Genomic DNA, 17,411 nt, shown 5'->3' with positions numbered 1-17,411 from the left:
GTTATCCAGCCTGATAAATTCATAAATCAGCACTAAATGTCGCGGTTGGGTTAGGCTAAGATTGCCACAAAGGGCTAATTGAGGTCGCTTATTTAGGAGATTGACGATATAATCAAAATAATGAAGAAAAGCTCTCAAGCACAGCTCCAGGGTATGTTACTCGGCTTAGCTATAGGCGATGCCCTCGGTGCTCCTATTGAACACGGTTACACAAGTGATGAGATTGCTGGTCGTATAGAAGAATTGCGTCATATGCACGATGAGGCACACTTTCCTCGTGGCGTCTGGACAGACGACACTTCTATGGCATTATGTTTAGCAGATAGTTTACTGGAGTGTGGCGGCTATGATTCTTGGAACGTTATGGATAAGTATTGCAAATGGCAATCAGAGGGCTACCGCTCGTATTTTGATTATGGCGAGGGTATCGGCATGCAGACGCTTATCATGCTGGATATGTACGCTAGCGGTTACGCTATTGTTCACAAAACGATGAATCGGAGCGATGGTGCTGGCAACGGTGTCGTAATGCGCCTCGCGCCAGTCGTGATAGCTGCCTACGGTAAACGAGATATCCGTGACGTGATACGACTTGCTCAAGTCTCTGCTAGAGAAACGCATTACTCCTATGAGGCCGAAGCTGCTGCTTCAGTCTTTGCTGCCATACTACATAACGCTATCCATCTAAAAAACAAAGCAGATATTATAGATGTTAGTGAGTATAGTACCGGTATACACTACGACCAACTGCTGAACAAGATCAAAGAGAGAGTCGAGACGGATAAGCTCAAAAACAAGCCAGGTTATGTCGTATACACCCTCCAGATAGCTTTATGGGGTTTTATGAACTATGACACATTTGAGGATGGAATGTTGGCAGTTATGTGTCTGGGCGGCGACGTCGATACAACTATGGCGGTGTACGGGCAATTAGCTGGTGCATACTACGGACTTAATGCAATACCGAACGAATGGCGGCGTGATGTTTATCAAGGGAATGATATTATTGAACTAGCAGATAAACTAGCCGCAATGGACGATTGCCCTGTCCTGTATACACGGTTTGAGGAAGATGTGACTTAATACAAATTAGGAAGAGAATGACTATATGAACAAAACAACATTAGAAACAGCTCAGCAGCTACTAGCCACAAAAGAGTTTAGCTACAAGGATATTAATCCAAGTGAGAAAGGAATATTCCTAGCGGCGCTTATTGAGAATGGTAAAGCCGCCAAAGAAGGAACTAACCACCACTCAAATATCCCCAAAGGAACGCTGATTAGTGAGTGGTATTTACGACATAAGTTAGGGCTGAGTGGAGCAATAAAGCACGACCTATACACCTCGCTTGAGCTGTGGAAGTTAGATGATAAGCGATATCAAATTATCTATTATAAACCCTTCGGTTTGGGAAATTATGCTGAAACAAAATCAGAATTCTATGACAATAAAGACTCTGCTCAGGCTCGCCTTGACGAAGAATCTCGTAAGCTTGAAGCAGAAGCATCTCTCCTTAAGAGATAAATCCTAGAATCGTTTTTTACCAAGGCAAATCATATTAAGTACCGCTACTTTTTGTGCTTGGATTGTTGTATGAAAAACAGATCTAATAAATGCGTATGATGACGATAAGGCAATGATAGCCGACAAGCTACGGCGACTAGAGCGTCAGCAAGCAATACTAGAGACTGATATTGATGTTGCTCTTGAGATTATGCGAGATGTAGATAGACAATGGGTACTGGCTTCGCCGGGCGCTAGGGTAAGGTTCCAAAGCATATTATTCCCCACAGGGGTTGATATATGACTATAAAAACCATAGGTTTGGGACCAGCGAAATCAGTGCATTTTACAGAATACTACCAACCAAAAAAGGCTCTCCAGAGCCTGAAAAACCTTTCTTGGTGGCGGGGGTAGGATTTGAACCTACGACCTTTTGGTTATGAGCCAAACGAGCTACCAGGCTGCTCTACCCCGCGATACATAGTTATGATATCAGCTTGAGGCGATAATTGCAACACCCTAGCGTTTATGACTATTTCCACCGAATAAAAAGTTCATCCATTGTTGAAAATTACTATCCGTTCGCTTCGCACTCGACGCAGGTTTTTGGGCAGGCGTGGCGCTTTCGAAAGATTGGGTGATGAGCTGTTTTTCGCCAGGTAGACCTTTTCCTGTGCGTTGTCTAATAGTCAATTCTTGATACTCTTCGCTTTGATAATATTTTGATTCGTATTCCAGCAAGGCGACTTGCAATTTTTCTATTTCCACTTGTTGGCGTTTGTTGTCAATAGAGCGTTGCAATTCGTAGTTTTTTTGCATTGATTCAATGGAGCCCCAAGCCCAACTCATAGCAATTAAAATCGCAGCAGCAATAACGACATTATTTAGGGTTAAATAGTCGTGTTGTATTCTGTAAATTAATCGTTTGAGTTTTAATTTGTTCATTTTGCAAATTTAATATCTACTACATAATATTGTAGCAGGAATAGTAAAAATATTCATCTTATGATTATCAAATTCAAATTCAGACTTTGGTACGATTTTACGCCCACGCTCGAACCTATTTGAGCACAAAGTAGTTGCGCTGAAAAAGATCAGGGCAAAGCCCTGTTCAGCAGGTCGCCCGCGCTCCGATCCGCCGAAATTCTTTAAGTGAGGACTAAATGGATATTGTATAGGTCTTATGAATACCTACAAATATCCATATGTATTTACAGTATCATATCATCTATGTAAAGTATAAGTATTTGCACACAACATGTGTATGCTATAATCATAACTATGATACGGGTAGCTCATATAATGCCAACTGAATATCAAGAAAATTTAGTTGCCGATGGTGTGCGCTTTGATATTCAGATGAGTTTAGCTCATCTCGTACTAGAAGATGTCAGCTACCGAGAACTATTCTCAAAACCTATCAGAAGTAGCTTTTTAATACTTGATAACTCGGCCTTTGAACTCGGCGAATCTATCGACAGTAATGATTTAATGTTGGCCATTTCTAAAGTTAGTCCAGATGAGATAGTTCTGCCAGACTCACTGTACAATCACAACTCTACTATGAAACTTATGCAAGATTTTATTGCAAGGCACAGAGATTACCTGTCTAATATGTCACTAATGGCCGTTCCTCATGGGAAAAGTATAGATGAGTATATCGAGTCGTACAGAATAATGTCATCTCTTGACTATGTATCAACTATTGGTATCGGTACTATATATAATGACAAGTTTGCAGAAGACGGAATTCTCGGAAGAGAAAAGATAGTCCGCGAGTTAATAAATAGAAATTTAGTGGCAGATAAAGCACATCACTTACTTGGACTGGGTGATAGTGGCAATATAGAACTTATCCGACTATCTAAATATGATTTCATAAGATCTTGTGATTCAAGCGCAGCGTATGTTAATGCTCGTGCTGGCACTAGAATAACGTCAGACGGTTACAAAAAAGATAGGATTAAGGTGGATTTTTCAGCAAATTTTGATAAGCATATTTACAAAATTATGTTGCATAACATGAAGACCTTGGAGGAGGCGGCAAAATGAGGCGAGGATTCAAGATCTCACTTGAGGGAATAGATGGAGCTGGGAAAACAACGCAACTTAGACATGTAGTTAGCCATCTGCAAGACTCAGGGTTCAACCCCATGATCAAGCCGTGCAGAAACAATACAAATAGCGATGAGCTGGATGGTCGACTTCTGTCAATTATTAAGCGAGATGAGGAGATGCGGAGGTACCCAATAACCGACGCACTGGCAGGTGCTGCACGGACACTATATGTTGACGAAAAGATCATAAACCCTCACCTTGAAAAAGGCGGGGTGGTCGTAGCTGACAGAGATATTGACACTGCAATAGCATACTCATTACCAGATCTGCAGAAATCCTATCCTGAGGTAGATATTGATTTGCATGTAACTTGGATGTTGGGAGTTTACAGTGTTCGGCATGCCATGCCTGATTTGACCATCTATCTTGATATTGCACCAGAAAGAGCGCTAAGCAGAGCTCTTAACGATGACATCCCGAATGAGCGCATAATATTCAATGATCAAGACCTCGTTTTCATGCAATCTGTTCAGCAGGGATATAGTAGGCTCATAGAAAGAAGCCCCGACAGAATTTACCCTATTGACGTAAATGATAAATCTATAGACGAAGTATCAGAGGAAATCTCTCATCATATCAATCGGTTTATTAACAGGAGGGATTTATCGTGAACGCTGCCGATGAGATGCTGGTCACAAAGCGAGGTTGGTCTGTTCGCCAGCCTGTTAACGAGCCTGTCGTTATCTTAATGTCTGGCGGGATAGACTCATCAGTTTTAGCAGAGCTCTGTATAAAAAATTTAGGTAATATACTTTATCCACTCTATATAAAGAGAGGTGCCAAAGCAGAATTAAGAGAATTAGAGGCAACTCAAAAAATTATAAATTATTTACGAAACTTATATCCTGAAAATATTAAAGATCTCAAAACGGTTTCTTGTGAGGTTGTACCTAAAGAACTATACGATTCTTGGGGTTCTGAAGAAGTGCGAATAAAGGGGTTGCCTTTGCGAAATATAATGCTAATCTCTCTCGCCGTCCAATATGCCACCTCACTCAAGGAGACTATACGAACGGTGATAATAGGCGCAGAAAAGGTGCTTCCTGAGGGGTCGGAATATCCAGATATGAGTCTATTGTCCCTCGTTGCTGATACGATCATGGTCTGTTCCAATACTAATGATTGGGATTGGCAGGTAATGTCACCATTGATGATACCTGGGCTATTTCCACACAAAGATTACGTGACAAAAAACGATTTAGTATTATGGGCTCAGTCCAATAATTTTCCCCTAGACGATACTTACTCCTGTACTAGTGGTAATGAAGAATGTTTTTTATGCAAGAGCTGCATGGCAAAGAAAAGAATAATTCAATAAAGGAGGGGCTTTATGAATATAACCTACGCCACAACCAACAAATATAAATTAGCTGGAGCAAACCAGGCATTATTGGGGGCGGGTCTAACACTCACAGCTCCCGACAGGGAGCTACCTGATGTACCGGAAATTCAATCAGATAGCCAAGAAGAAGTGTCCATTGATAAAGCTCAAAAATACTACGAACTACTAAAGAGTCCACTGGTTGTTATGGATTCTGGACTGTTCATCAAAAGCCTCAAAGGTTTTCCAGGGGTTTATACGAAGTACGCACTTGATACTATTGGCATAGAAAACATAGTAAAATTGCTTAGAGATGACAGAGGGGCATACACTCAGCGTACGGTTACGTATCTAGATGGACTAGAAATCAAGACGTTTACGTACAAAGTGCATGGTGAATTACTCAGCGAACCACGCGGCGAGAATGGTCGTGACTACGATAAATATTTCAAAGTTGATGGCGCAAACAAGACGATAGCTGAGATGAGTGACGATGAAAAGACCGACATGATATCTGTAGTATGGAAGGAGTTAGCACAGTGGTTGCAGCAAAAATAAGTTCAGCAGAGGCGAAACTGATCGACGCCATAAAAGATTATTTATCAGAGAAGGGTGAAGACATTAACAGAGATGGTTTAATTGATACGCCAGAGAGGTTTGTTAAACAATTAAATGAAAATCTTCGTGGTTATAGCCTAGACCCTAATGATTTCGCAAAAGTTTTTGACAGCGATGGGTATACAGATCTTATATACATAAGGGATATAGATTTTAGTAGCCAATGTGAGCATCATATGGTGCCGTTCATGGGCAAGGTTGACGTGGCCTATTTGCCAGACGATAAGATTTTAGGACTATCAAAGTTTGCGCGTATAGTAGATGCCTACGGAAAACGACTACAGGTTCAAGAAAGACTTACAAAACAGGTTGCTGACCTTCTCGAGGATACATTGAAGCCTAAGTTGCTAATAGTTAGAATGGTAGCGCAACATACTTGTATGAGCACCCGCGGGGTGTGCAAACCTGGTAGCACGACCGAAACGGTTGTAATTCGCGGGGATGCTGAAAAATATAAACATTATATCAGCCACTTTCAGCGTATGATAGAAAGGTAATAAATGATAAGTATTACGAGACAATTCGAATGGGATATGGGACACAGAGTTACTAATCATATGTCCTTATGTAAAAATCCACATGGACACAGGTATAGATTGCTTATCGAGATATCGGGCGATATAAAGAATAAAAACGATAAACCCGACCAGGGCATGGTTTTAGACTTTGGAGACCTCAAAGGGCTAATCAATGAAGAAATAGTTGACAAGCTAGATCATTCATTTATGTACTGGGATAAGGACGATGTTATGTCAGACTTTGCTAAGAATAACAAAGAGCTTAAGTTTATCAAGACATCATTTGTGCCTACTGCTGAATGTATTGTTGAATATATCGCCATAACCCTACAGAAGCTATTTGAAAACAAGCTACCCGGCATTGCCTTGGAGTCTGCTACGCTTTTTGAAACACCAAATTGTAGTGCGAAATGGTCTCGAGATTAAAATGACAGAAAAATATATTCCTACTGTCGAGGAAAAAGATACGTATAGAGCGCGTCGCGATTTTTTGAGTATAAGTGGCGATGGTATTTTTGCAACTTTACAAGGTGAAGGGGTTACAGCTGGGTATCCAGCTGTGTTTTTGAGATTGCAAGACTGTAACCTACATTGCGGTAAGGATGGTATTGGCTGGCGCTGTGATGCATGGTATACATGGGACAGGTCGACACCTGAATTTTGGAAAGAGCGCCAAAATAATCCACCTCATGAGGTTGCAGAAGAAATTTCCTCTGCGTGGCTTGAGGCGTTTGGCAGTACAGAAGCGGAACCCAGGCTTGTCATTACTGGCGGAGAACCTCTACTGCAGCAAGACAGAATTGTAGAGTTATTGAAACTACTGAACGGATGGCAATTTGAAATTGAGACCAATGGTACAATTGTGCCACGGGTAGAATTGCAGAATTGTCAGATTAACTGCTCGCCAAAGCTTTCAAGTAGCGGAAATTCAGTCCGTTCAAGATATAGACCAGAAGTACTTCATGCTATATCCAATCTTAGCAATTCATGGTTTAAGTTTGTCATCTCTAGTCCTGAAGATGAAGGCGAAATACAGACAATAGTAAGAGAATGTAGTATATTGCCAGAGAAAATACTACTGATGAGTGAGGGCGTTAGTCGTGACACGCTGGAGGCAAGAGATAGCCTTATTGAATTAATAGCGTCTCGTATTGGCGCGGTTGCTATAAGGCGCAATCAAATATTTTGGTTTGGGGACAGACGCAGAACTTGAAATTATTAACACGACTCTGTAGCCATACGCAATATATACAATATACAATATCCATTTAGTCCTCACTTAAAGAATTTCGGCGGGTCGGGGCGCTGGCGACTTGCCGAACAGGGCTTTGCCCTGATCTTTTTCAGCGCAGCTACTTTGTGATCAAATAGGTTCGAGCGTGGGCGTAAAATCGCCCAAGAAGGCGAGGGTTTGGATTTTTACTCTGAAATGGTGGGGGCGGCTGGGATCGAACCAGCGACCAATCGGTTATGAGCCGACTGCTCTAACCCCTGAGCTACGCCCCCGTGAGACTTATTATAGCGCATCAGAGGTAATTATAGAAGTTTTCCGGCGGCAATTCGCACGGCTTCTGACCAAGAAGTAAAACAATGCGGCGTGGACGCTAGTTCTTCGCTGGTCATTTTATGTCGAACGGCCAGGGCTAGCTCGGCTGCCATATCGCTAGCGTGCGGTCCGACTATCGTTCCACCTACGACAACTCGCTTCTTATCAACGATCAATTTCACAAAACCTATTCGCTGGTCGGTAATATTGCTGCGTACGGTAGCCGTGAGTGGAACAATTGCTATTTTTGCGCTTATTCCTTTCACCTTACAATCGTATTCATTCATTCCAATTTGAGCTATTTCAGGTTGAGTAAATGCAACTTGTAATCGTGGGGAATCATTGAATTTAATCTTATTATTATGTAGCAAATTATGAGCCGCAATACGACTCTGCGCTAAAGCTGTGTGAGTTTGGATATTGGCGTCAGTTACATTTCCTGCGGCAAAAATATGCCGAGCGGAAGTTTGCAGGGAAGAATTAACCAAAATGCCATTTTCGGTATATTTCACGCCGGCGTTCTCTAATCCTAAATCTGTCGCAGGCAATTGTTGGTCGGCAATTAGAATCTCATCAACGCGTACAGATTTCTCTATTCGCCCTTGCAGAAAAGTGACGCGCTTTTGTATAGACGATTTTTGGATGGCGATAATCTTAGTGCGAGCTAAGATTGAAATGTTGCGATTTTTTGCGTCATTCGTAACCAAAGCACTGACTTCTGGGTCAAATGTTGATAATATTCTGGACGATTTCTCTGCTACGTAAACTTTTGTTCCCAGGGTGGAGAAGATGTGCGCCAATTCTAGTGCCGTAGCTCCCGCGCCAACAATGAACATGGTTTTTGGTGGGCGCTTTAAGCTAAAAATAGTTTTTGGAGTGTGATAAGAAACGGCGCTTAACCCAGGTATTTCTGGAATTTGCCAATCAGATCCAGTTGCAATGAGAAATTTGCGAGCGGACAAATGTCTACGATTGACGGCTATTTCATTCGGACTCAAGAAATGCGCATTGCCAGCAAAAACACTAATGCCTTGCTTCTCGTAATAATAGCGATTACCGCCAGCTCCAGTTCTCTTTATAACTTTGTCTTTCCAGGATAGTAGAGAAGGGTAATTATACCCAACCGAGTTGGTGCGCAACCCAAATTTAGCAGCATCTTTGGCTGTTTGATAAACGTTAAGAGCATGAGTTAAAAATCCAGTTGGCACATCTCCCCAGTTTGGTGATTCCCCGCCGAATGTTGATTTTTCTACAACAGCAACTTTTTTTCCGGCACTTGCTAATATACTGGCTGCCGGTGAGCCACCAGCGCCACTACCAATTACGATATAGTCATAGTCAAAAGTTGGTTTTTGCGACATCAAATCTCCTAAATTATGGTTTTATAATTTTTATATAAATAGGCTGCGTCAGGATGTAGAGTTTTCATAATGCGTTGTGCTTGGCGGCGGATATCGGCAGAGGTTATTTCTGGATGAGTTTCGCACCAATTCATAACGCCCAGAGTGACGGTTTTTGCGATGTCTTGAGCTTGACCCTCTGGTGTACGAACGCTTAGGCAGGTGGCAATTATGGAATTGTGGAGCTTGTCTGGGCTGAACTCCTCTGGCGGTCGCTTTCCTTGTTTGATGACGTCAATTTGACCCGGCTTTACCATAAATTGCCTCCGTAGCTAATGACGCCAATAACGCGGTCGACAAATAGGAATGCTGCCAAAATTAATAAGCTACCGCCGCTGGCGAATTGCAAAAATCTCTTATGGTCTTCCCGCCAACGTTGTAAATTAGAGATGCTGCGCCCGCTGCCGATTAATATGATAACAACAAACAACGGCAGTGTGGATACAATGACGTAGATCGCTATGCTGATGATTTGCAAGAAGGGGTTTGGTAGGGTGATAATAGCCAGACTGGCGGCTATAATTGGCGCGATAATAAATATGATTTCTGCAATAACGCTAATTATTCCCAGAGCAAAGCTTTCTATGGAATTTTTGGTTTTTTTGGTGCGCTTGTTTAAATATTCTGCAAAATTGCGTGGAAGCCATAATGAAGTTCCTGGTTGTCGTCGAAAGTAAAATGCCCAAATTGCGATTCCTAAGCCAAACATCATCCCCGAAGAGACGGCGGCAACGAGTTGCTCTGCGCTGGTGGCGTGGTGGATGAATAGTGATAGGAAATAGGAAATGGAGCTAATGAGCAGCAGAGTGATTGTTGAAACACCAAATACAAAACTGTTGCTCATACGAAAAATTTTTCTCTGGGTAGTTTTTTTGCCAATTGAATGTCCGCTAAGTAACGTTAAAACACTGACACTAAGCTGAAAACTAGCGTGAATAATCGCTGCAAAAGTTATGGTGGCCAGTGACGAGATTGTTACGGGGGTCATTTTTGTGTATAAATCCTTCCCTACCAGTGTACCACAAGCGGAATGAAAAGGTAAATAATGACCGAAAAAGGTATTGCTTTTTTGTCAAATTTATGATAGTATAAAAACAGTTAAATAATTAACACAAAAAAAGGAAAAAATATGGAAATCAACACCAGTGAATTAGCTGAATTTTTAGAAGTAACCCGAAAAAAGGATTTAGCAACGTGGGAGCGTCAGCGTAATTCATGGGAATTGGATAGCTTTGTGTCGCGACGATTGGCTGCTTTGGACGGCGTTCAATCTGAAGAGCTTGAGCTAATTTAATTCAGTATCTATAAAAAATTCCCCGTCGTATTGACGAGGAAAAGATAATTTCTGGTAGCACCGGGTGGACCCGAACCACCGACCTCAGGCTTATGAGTCCTGCGCTCTAACCAGCTGAGCTACGGTGCCACACTGCATTGATTGTAACAGATAGTATAAAATTTGCCAAATACGTTTTAGGTAAATTGTGAGATAATGGATATGTGAGATATATTATCGCAGTCAGTGGTGGGATTGATTCGGTAGTTTTGCTGGATTTGATGTCGCGAACGGAAAAAGATTTGGTGGTCGCTCATTTTGACCACGGAATTCGTGAGGATTCGGCGAGTGATGCTAGATTTGTCGAGGCTTTAGCTGATAGATATAAAATACAATTTGTTTGTCGGCGCGAAAAGCTGGGGGCTGATGCCAGTGAAGAATTGGCGCGCCAAAGACGGTATGAATTTTTGCGTGGCGTGGCGACGGATTTTGATGGCGTGATAGTGACAGCGCATCACCGAGATGACATTATTGAAACTGTAGCGATGAATCTTAAGCGTGGCTCCAGGTGGCGAGGCTTGGCGGGGATGAGTGATAGTCAAATAGTTAGGCCGATGAATGGTTGGACGAAGCAGAGAATTTATGAATATGCGATTCGCCAGAAATTGGAATGGTGTGAAGATGAGACAAATCAAAGCGACTTGTATCAGAGGAATAAATTTAGGCGCAAGATAAATCGTGAACTTGATGAATACCAGAAGCTTGGAGTGTACGAGGCGTGGCGAAAACAAAGAGAATTAAGAGGGAAAATTGAGCAGGAAATAGAGGAATTTGATGGAGAAGTCCTGCGTCGGTATTTTTTGACGATGATAGATGATAATGTCGCACAAGAATTGCTATATTATTACGTTTTACGACATTATGATGTGTCACTGCTAGGTTCTCAACTAGAGCGTATGCTAATTGCTATAAAAACTGGAAAAGCTGGCTCGTGCTGGCAAGTTGGCGGCGGCATTGTGATGAAATTGACGCTAAGAAGTGTTATAATAAAGAGAGTTTGATTAGTATAGGCGAAAGGATTAGTTGAGAATGGCTGTTAAGATGCCTCAAAGAAATGGAAAGAATAGAATAAGTCAAATTTTACGATTTGGATTGTTTTGGGCAATTATAATTTTTGTAGCGTTAATTTTTTACGCAACACTCTTCCCTGCATCAAATCTTAAAGATGTTGCATTATCTGATGTAGTGCGTCGAGCAAATGACGGTAAAATTGCTCAATTGGAGATTCAAGGAAACGATATTAAGATTACTCCAAAAGATCAATCAAAACCTACCGAGCATTCAGTCAAGGAATCTAGTAGCATTTATGAGCAGGGTTTGAACAAGGACGCTAAGGTTGAGGTGAAGGTTATTCCACCATCCACAACCGGCGAAACTATGTGGAACCTGGCGGTTATGGTTGTGCCTGTGCTGATTATCGTGGTGTTCTTCATGTTTATGATGCGCCAAGCTCAGGGTCAAAATAATCAAGCCATGGGATTTGGCAAGAGTAAGGCTCGCCTTTATGGACAAGACAAGGAAAAGGTTCTATTTACAGATATCGCTGGAAATGATAACGCCAAGCAAGATCTGCAGGAAGTTGTTGATTTTCTTAAGCATCCGAAGAAATATAAAGATTTGGGCGCAAAGATTCCAAAAGGCGTATTGTTAGTCGGTAATCCGGGTACAGGTAAGACGATGCTAGCCCGAGCTGTTGCTGGCGAGGCTGGTGTGCCATTCTTCTCAATTTCTGGTTCTGAATTCGTGGAAATGTTTGTTGGTGTTGGTGCTAGCCGGGTGCGAGACCTATTTTCTAAGGCTAAGAAAAATGCCCCGTGTATCATCTTCATTGATGAGATTGATGCCGTGGGTCGTAAGCGTGGCTCTGGTATGGGCGGCGGTCATGACGAGCGTGAGCAAACTCTGAATCAGATTTTGGTGGAGATGGATGGTTTTGATGGCGAGACCAATGTTATTGTTTTGGCGGCAACCAACCGCGCGGATGTTTTGGATCCGGCTTTGCTTCGCCCTGGACGATTTGACCGACGTGTGAATATTACATTACCAGAACGCAAAGATCGTGAGGCAATCCTGAAAGTTCACTTTAAGAAAAAGCCAACTGATGAAACTGTTGATCTTGATAAATTGGCGGCAAAAACCGCTGGCTCATCTGGTGCGGATTTGGCAAATATGGCTAATGAAGCTGCAATCATTGCTGCGCGTCGCAATAAGAAGAAGATCACAAATGACGAATTAACTGAGGCGTTTGAGCGTGTGGCAATTGGTCCAGAGCGCAAGACTAAGATAATGAACGATCACGAGAAAGAGTTGACTGCTTATCACGAAGCTGGCCACGCAATTGTTGGTCACGTCTTGCCTGACTCCGACCCAGTCCACAAGGTTACGATTATTCCGCGCGGCGGTACTGGTGGAGTAACATGGTTCTTGCCACCAGAAGATAAGAGCTACACAAACGTTTACGAGTTTAAAGATATTTTGGCTCGGGCAATGGGCGGACGAATCGCTGAACAATTGATTTACGGCGATGACGGAATCACTACTGGCGCTGGTTCGGATTTGCGAAAAGCGACTGAAATTGCCCGTGATATGGTGATTGAGCAAGGAATGGGCAAGGGCTTACGCGATCAAGTATTCCATGAAGATAACGGCGGCTTGATGTTCGATAAAATGACCAGAGAGCGTCCGTATTCTGATGAGACTGCGAAGATGATTGATGAGGAAGTCGCGCAATTGATTACCGAAGCTAAACGTCGTGCAATGTTGGTATTGAAAGAAAATCGTTCGTTCCTTGATAAGTTGGCTGAGGCTCTACTGAAGGAAGAAACTCTGGAAGAATCTGAGGTTGACGAGATTCTTAAGGGCACTAAATTACCAAAAGAAGCTAAACTGCATTCGTAAAATACTATGGGGCGCGTTCGTAGTACAGTTACGAAAATAAATCAGCGGCTTAATGTGAAATTGGCTGCTACGATTCTGGCGGGCTCGACGTTGTTGTCGAGCTTGCTGGGGTTTTTCCGTGATCGCTTGCTCAACTCCGCCTACATGCCGAGCGAAAACGGAGCATTGGCGGGATACCCGGTTGGACTAGATGCTTATACGGCAGCTTTCATGGTGCCGGACTTTATGTTCGCAGTGCTGGTTTCTGGTGCGCTTAGTGTGACGTTCATTCCAGTTTTTAATGAGCGCTGGGTCAAGGGTAATAAACAGTCGGCTTGGCAAATTAGCTCTAGTATGATTAATTTCATGGCGCTAATAACCATGGCGGCGTCGGTGCTGATTATTATTTTCGCTGATCCATTGATGAAGTATTTAATCGCACCTGGTCTGAGCGAGTCTGGTCATGCTTTGGCGGTTAGTATGATGCAGGTGATTGCGGTTAATCCGTTTATTTTTGCGGTTGCGGCGGTGATTGCTAGCATTCAGCAAGCGGTCGGGCGATTTATGTTCTGTGCGCTGGCGCCAATGCTGTATAACGTCGGTATTATTATCGGTACGGTGTGGTTTACTGGCGGTGTCAATTTATTCGGTTGGCAGATTTTTGACGGTGGCATTATGGGCGTGGCGTTGGGTGTGGTTTTGGGGTCATTTTTGCAATTGATCGTCAGCGCGGTTGGCTTGGCTGGGCTTGGATTTGATTACAATTTCAAAATTTATTGGCGGAATAAGGGATTTAGAAAAGTTTTATCTTTATTGCCTGCGCGTTCTGTTGATCAAGGAATGGATTATGTGGTTAGCTTGGTCGAGGTCAATTTGGCTTCGCGCTTGGCTGACGGAACGGTTAGGGCGTACCAGCAGGCTTTGACCCTCCATATGATGCCGATCAATCTTATTGGCGTGGCGATTTCAAATGCCGCTTTTCCTCAATTGACTGAGCATTTGGGTGAAGGTCGAAATGACCTATTTCAAAAAGACCTGCGTTCCCTGCTGAGAATTATTTTTTGGATGGCTCTTCCGGTGTCGGTGGTGATTTTCTTTACCAGGGGATACGTCGTGCATTTTATTCGCAATGGTGGCAATCAACTGATCGCGGGAATTTTGGGCTGTTTGGTCGTGGCGATTTTATTCCGAACCATTTACCACATGGCCGCGCGAGCATTTTACGCCCGCCAAGATACGAAAACTCCGCTGTATATTTCAATTTTCTCGATTACTTTAAATATAATTTTAGCAATTGTTCTATCGATGGTCTTGAAAATGGGCGCATATGGATTGGCCTGGGCTCAATCAACAGTGGCGGTTTTGGAAGTGGTTGTGCTTTTGGCGGTTATGAATCGTCAAATGCCAAAATTATTCGACATGACGTTTGTGCGAGCGATTTTTAAGATGATGATTGCGGGTACTATTACGGGCGTGGTTTGTTATATCGCCGTGCTAATTATGCCGTTTCGTTATCATGACGACAGTTTCTTTAGCGCTTTTCCGAAATTCGTTATCATTTCATTGGTCAGTTTTGGTGCGTATGCCGCGGCTTCAAAGTGGTTAAAATTGCCAGAAATTGACCCGATTCTTGCACGATTGAAAAAAGTGTTATTTGGACGATTGGAGTTTAAGGGTTAATGGAAAATATTCGGAATTTTTGTATTATTGCTCATATTGATCACGGCAAGTCTACGCTGGCTGATCGAATGATGGAGATGACTGGGACGGTAGAAAAGCGCGAAATGAAATCGCAGCTGCTGGATTCGATGGATTTGGAGCGGGAAAAGGGCATCACTATTAAGCTGGCGCCGGTGCGAATGCGATATAAAAATGTCGATCTGAATTTGATTGACACTCCGGGGCATGTTGATTTTAGCTATGAAGTTTCGCGTAGTTTGCAGGCTTGCGAGGGCGCGATATTGGTGGTTGATGCTAGCCAGGGAATTCAGGCGCAAACATTATCGAATGTTTACTTGGCGATGGAGCAGGATTTGACGATTATTCCGGTGTTAAATAAGGTCGATCTGCCGGCCGCCGACATACCGCGCGTATCCAGGCAAGTCATTAATTTGTTGGGTTGCGATGAAAACGAGATTATTCATATTTCTGCTAAAACTGGTCAAAATGTAGATAAGGTTTTGGACGCGGTTGTCGATAAAATCCCTGCGCCAACTGGCGAGGTTGATGATCCAACTAGGGCGTTGATTTTTGATAGCTATTATGACGATTATCGTGGCGTGATTTTATATGTGCGGGTGGTTGACGGGCGAATTAAAAAGGGCGAATCTATCCGAATGATGGCGACTGGCGCAAATGGACTAGCTCTGGAAGTTGGTCATCTTAACCCAGCCATGCAACCCGACCCTTCGCTTGAAACTGGCGAAATTGGCTATATTGTGACAAACCTGAAGACGACACGCGAGGCGCGGGTTGGTGATACGGTAACGCTGGGGAGATATTTTAATTAAGATTAAAAAGGGAAACCACGAATCTACAAACAATAAGCTTAACTGAATTTTTTTGGCGTTGGTTCGTAGTATTGACGCGTATGATTGCTGAAATCAGTTTCCTTACCAGATTTGGCATAGCATTTATTCGACAAAACTCATTAAGTCTCTTAATAAAGAAATCAAACGTCAAACGAAATAGAAGGTTCTTTTTCCTAACGAGGAGGCTCTGGAACGTTACTTAGTTACTTTGTTTGAAGACTCTACTAGAGTGTTTACACAAAATTATTGACAGCATCTTTTCCTTTATAATATAATAAAACCTCATGAGGTATTATATGTCTAAACAAAAAATTAATCGCTTTGTCGGATCTATTGGAGCTTTTATTGGGATCCTTGTCTTTATTGCATATATTCCACAAATTATCGCTAACCTACAAGGAGAAAAAGCTCAACCATTCCAACCACTATTCGCAGCAGTTTCTTGTTTAATTTGGGTAATCTATGGTTGGACAAAAGAACCTAAAAAAGACTGGATCCTCATCATTCCCAATGCAGCGGGAGTGATATTAGGCGGTTTAACTTTTATTACTTCTTTATAAAAGTTATATAAACAAAACCAGCAACTTCATAAAAAAGTTGCTGGTAGAGATTTTGGACTATCACAGGAAAAAATATTTAACCAAAGTGATATATTGTTTGATAAATCAGAGTATAATAGTAATTAAAAATAGGATTGGATAGCGAGCAGATTCTTGCTTCCTGCTATGTTTATATTCCATCAAGTGTAAGTTAATTAAGATTAAAGAAGGAAAAACCATGAATCCACAAACAATAAGCTTAACTGAATTACAAAAACACCTCGATCAAACTTGTAAGGAGAAAGGTTGGGATAAAAATTCTGTCACTGAAGTATTCTTATTGTTAGCCGAGGAAGTTGGCGAGCTGGCGAAGGCGATTCGCAAAGAGACAGGATTTAAGGGAGAAAAAAGACCTGATAACCACGACAATCTGCGCGAGGAGTTTGCGGACGTGCTGAACTATTTGATGGAATTGGCAAATCGGTTTGACGTCAATTTGGCGGAAGTGTATTTTGAGAAGCACAAGATCAACCAGACGCGACAGTGGAAATAGTATATACTGTATTGAAAAGCGTAGATGTAATAAAATGTACGAAATGGATATTGATATGTCTATCGTTGGCAATTATGAGTAATTTCAAAAACTTTGCAGAGAAAATTAGATGTCGGGTGATTCCAGTAACACGTGACCGTCGTGTGTGGTTAGATGAGAAAATTGTTGACGATGATCCGTATAGTATTTTTATGAATGGACGATCATACGAACTTGGTGAAGAATACGATGACTTTTTGTGTGTTACGGTTGACAGTTTTGCCGAGCTAGCGGACGCTATTCTCCGCGAGTTGTATGCGCGCGGATTTTCATCGTCAGACTATAAACTGATCAACGAAAATTATGTTCATCTAGATTATAGCTTTTTGAGCGATGACATACCTTGGGTCGCTTGGCGTAATGTTGATGCAATAGTTAAGGGCGATATTACTGACGAGAAGGATTATCGTCGCGATAAAGCTAAACGCGGTCGGTGGATGAGTTACACTGAACTGATTCAGGTTATTGGCAAGAATCAAGCTCATAAGATTTTTGAGCAGCTATAGGTTAGACC

Annotated in this window: 21 protein-coding genes, 3 tRNA genes and 1 pseudogene; 18 read left to right on the top strand and 7 right to left on the bottom strand. The window is 42.3% G+C overall.

What is annotated here, in order from left to right:
* The first annotated feature begins 120 nt into the window (after window positions 1-120).
* Together LRM46_RS00830 and LRM46_RS00825 are read left to right on the top strand one after the other, a co-directional pair.
* The gene (locus LRM46_RS00830) at window positions 121-1,083 is read left to right on the top strand and encodes an ADP-ribosylglycohydrolase family protein (RefSeq protein ID WP_488192385.1); all 963 of its coding nucleotides are present in this window, start codon (window positions 121-123) and stop codon (window positions 1,081-1,083) included.
* A gap of 25 nt (window positions 1,084-1,108) precedes the next feature.
* Window positions 1,109-1,525, top strand: a complete 417-nt coding sequence (locus LRM46_RS00825; protein WP_243813192.1) for a hypothetical protein — start codon at window positions 1,109-1,111, stop codon at window positions 1,523-1,525.
* Between the two features lie 378 nt (window positions 1,526-1,903).
* Here the strand turns inward: LRM46_RS00825 and LRM46_RS00820 are convergent.
* Window positions 1,904-1,980: transfer RNA gene (locus LRM46_RS00820), tRNA-Met, on the bottom strand.
* A gap of 43 nt (window positions 1,981-2,023) precedes the next feature.
* Window positions 2,024-2,449, bottom strand: a complete 426-nt coding sequence (locus LRM46_RS00815) for a hypothetical protein (protein ID WP_243813191.1) — start codon at window positions 2,447-2,449, stop codon at window positions 2,024-2,026.
* Window positions 2,450-2,785: 336 nt separating this feature from the next.
* On the opposite strand from LRM46_RS00815, the gene LRM46_RS00810 reads away from it, so the two are divergent.
* From LRM46_RS00810 to LRM46_RS00780, 7 genes are read left to right on the top strand one after another with little or no spacing between them, the layout of a single operon-like run.
* Complete coding sequence (locus tag LRM46_RS00810) at window positions 2,786-3,556, top strand: hypothetical protein (protein ID WP_243813190.1); 771 nt, start codon at window positions 2,786-2,788, stop codon at window positions 3,554-3,556.
* Window positions 3,553-4,233, top strand: a complete 681-nt coding sequence (gene tmk, locus LRM46_RS00805) for a dTMP kinase (protein ID WP_243813189.1) — start codon at window positions 3,553-3,555, stop codon at window positions 4,231-4,233. The genes LRM46_RS00810 and tmk overlap by 4 nt, the downstream gene beginning before the upstream one ends.
* Window positions 4,230-4,940 (top strand): 7-cyano-7-deazaguanine synthase, encoded by a 711-nt coding sequence (locus LRM46_RS00800; RefSeq protein WP_243813188.1) that lies wholly within the window; start codon window positions 4,230-4,232, stop codon window positions 4,938-4,940. Before tmk ends, LRM46_RS00800 begins: the two co-directional genes overlap by 4 nt.
* Window positions 4,941-4,952: 12 nt before the next feature.
* Window positions 4,953-5,501 (top strand): non-canonical purine NTP pyrophosphatase, encoded by a 549-nt coding sequence (locus tag LRM46_RS00795; RefSeq protein ID WP_243813187.1) that lies wholly within the window; start codon window positions 4,953-4,955, stop codon window positions 5,499-5,501.
* Window positions 5,465-6,058, top strand: coding sequence for a GTP cyclohydrolase I (gene folE, locus LRM46_RS00790; protein ID WP_243813186.1), 594 nt, complete (start codon window positions 5,465-5,467; stop codon window positions 6,056-6,058). Before LRM46_RS00795 ends, folE begins: the two co-directional genes overlap by 37 nt.
* 3 nt (window positions 6,059-6,061) lie before the next feature.
* Window positions 6,062-6,505 carry a 6-pyruvoyl trahydropterin synthase family protein gene (locus LRM46_RS00785; RefSeq protein WP_243813185.1) on the top strand — a complete coding sequence of 148 codons (444 nt, stop codon included), beginning with the start codon at window positions 6,062-6,064 and terminating at the stop codon, window positions 6,503-6,505.
* Window position 6,506: 1 nt separating this feature from the next.
* Window positions 6,507-7,292, top strand: coding sequence for a 7-carboxy-7-deazaguanine synthase QueE (locus LRM46_RS00780; RefSeq protein WP_243813184.1), 786 nt, complete (start codon window positions 6,507-6,509; stop codon window positions 7,290-7,292).
* Window positions 7,293-7,509: 217 nt separating this feature from the next.
* Here LRM46_RS00780 and LRM46_RS00775 read toward each other — a convergent pair.
* The 4 genes from LRM46_RS00775 to LRM46_RS00760 all read right to left on the bottom strand — a co-directional run bounded on the left by LRM46_RS00775 (window position 7,510) and on the right by LRM46_RS00760 (window position 10,013).
* Window positions 7,510-7,585: transfer RNA gene (locus tag LRM46_RS00775), tRNA-Ile, on the bottom strand.
* A gap of 30 nt (window positions 7,586-7,615) precedes the next feature.
* Complete coding sequence (locus LRM46_RS00770) at window positions 7,616-8,986, bottom strand: dihydrolipoyl dehydrogenase family protein (RefSeq protein ID WP_243813183.1); 1,371 nt, start codon at window positions 8,984-8,986, stop codon at window positions 7,616-7,618.
* Between the two features lie 8 nt (window positions 8,987-8,994).
* Entirely contained in the window at window positions 8,995-9,282 is a 288-nt protein-coding gene (locus LRM46_RS00765; protein WP_129631704.1) for a hypothetical protein, read from the bottom strand.
* Window positions 9,276-10,013: a hypothetical protein gene (locus LRM46_RS00760; protein WP_243813182.1), complete on the bottom strand. Its 738-nt coding sequence runs from the start codon at window positions 10,011-10,013 to the stop codon at window positions 9,276-9,278. Before LRM46_RS00760 ends, LRM46_RS00765 begins: the two co-directional genes overlap by 7 nt.
* A gap of 141 nt (window positions 10,014-10,154) precedes the next feature.
* Between LRM46_RS00760 and LRM46_RS00755 the strand changes: the two genes are divergently transcribed.
* Entirely contained in the window at window positions 10,155-10,319 is a 165-nt protein-coding gene (locus LRM46_RS00755) for a hypothetical protein (protein ID WP_164999847.1), read from the top strand.
* Window positions 10,320-10,371: 52 nt separating this feature from the next.
* Here LRM46_RS00755 and LRM46_RS00750 read toward each other — a convergent pair.
* Window positions 10,372-10,448, bottom strand: a tRNA-Met gene (locus tag LRM46_RS00750).
* 74 nt (window positions 10,449-10,522) lie between these two features.
* On the opposite strand from LRM46_RS00750, the gene tilS reads away from it, so the two are divergent.
* The 8 genes and pseudogenes from tilS to LRM46_RS00710 all read left to right on the top strand — a co-directional run bounded on the left by tilS (window position 10,523) and on the right by LRM46_RS00710 (window position 17,403).
* Window positions 10,523-11,359, top strand: coding sequence for a tRNA lysidine(34) synthetase TilS (gene tilS / locus LRM46_RS00745; protein WP_243813181.1), 837 nt, complete (start codon window positions 10,523-10,525; stop codon window positions 11,357-11,359).
* A 28-nt stretch (window positions 11,360-11,387) separates the two neighbouring features.
* On the top strand, window positions 11,388-13,256 hold the full coding sequence (gene ftsH / locus LRM46_RS00740) for an ATP-dependent zinc metalloprotease FtsH (protein WP_243813180.1): 1,869 nt from the start codon (window positions 11,388-11,390) through the stop codon (window positions 13,254-13,256).
* Window positions 13,257-13,262: 6 nt separating this feature from the next.
* Window positions 13,263-14,915: a murein biosynthesis integral membrane protein MurJ gene (murJ, locus tag LRM46_RS00735; RefSeq protein ID WP_243813179.1), complete on the top strand. Its 1,653-nt coding sequence runs from the start codon at window positions 13,263-13,265 to the stop codon at window positions 14,913-14,915.
* The gene (locus tag LRM46_RS00730) at window positions 14,915-15,745 is read left to right on the top strand and encodes a GTP-binding protein (RefSeq protein WP_243813178.1); all 831 of its coding nucleotides are present in this window, start codon (window positions 14,915-14,917) and stop codon (window positions 15,743-15,745) included. The genes murJ and LRM46_RS00730 overlap by 1 nt, the downstream gene beginning before the upstream one ends.
* A 94-nt stretch (window positions 15,746-15,839) precedes the next feature.
* Window positions 15,840-16,016, top strand: a pseudogene (locus LRM46_RS00725) (transposase); the annotation flags it as partial.
* A gap of 46 nt (window positions 16,017-16,062) precedes the next feature.
* Window positions 16,063-16,326 carry a SemiSWEET family transporter gene (locus LRM46_RS00720; protein WP_061582780.1) on the top strand — a complete coding sequence of 88 codons (264 nt, stop codon included), beginning with the start codon at window positions 16,063-16,065 and terminating at the stop codon, window positions 16,324-16,326.
* A gap of 217 nt (window positions 16,327-16,543) precedes the next feature.
* Window positions 16,544-16,858: a dUTP diphosphatase gene (locus LRM46_RS00715; RefSeq protein WP_243813177.1), complete on the top strand. Its 315-nt coding sequence runs from the start codon at window positions 16,544-16,546 to the stop codon at window positions 16,856-16,858.
* A gap of 74 nt (window positions 16,859-16,932) precedes the next feature.
* On the top strand, window positions 16,933-17,403 hold the full coding sequence (locus LRM46_RS00710; RefSeq protein WP_243813176.1) for a hypothetical protein: 471 nt from the start codon (window positions 16,933-16,935) through the stop codon (window positions 17,401-17,403).
* Window positions 17,404-17,411: the final 8 nt, after the last annotated feature.

The organism is Candidatus Nanosynbacter sp. HMT-352 (assembly GCF_022819345.1).
Classification (GTDB): domain Bacteria; phylum Patescibacteriota; class Saccharimonadia; order Saccharimonadales; family Saccharimonadaceae; genus Nanosynbacter.
This window is presented reverse-complemented; position numbering and strand designations above follow the sequence as displayed.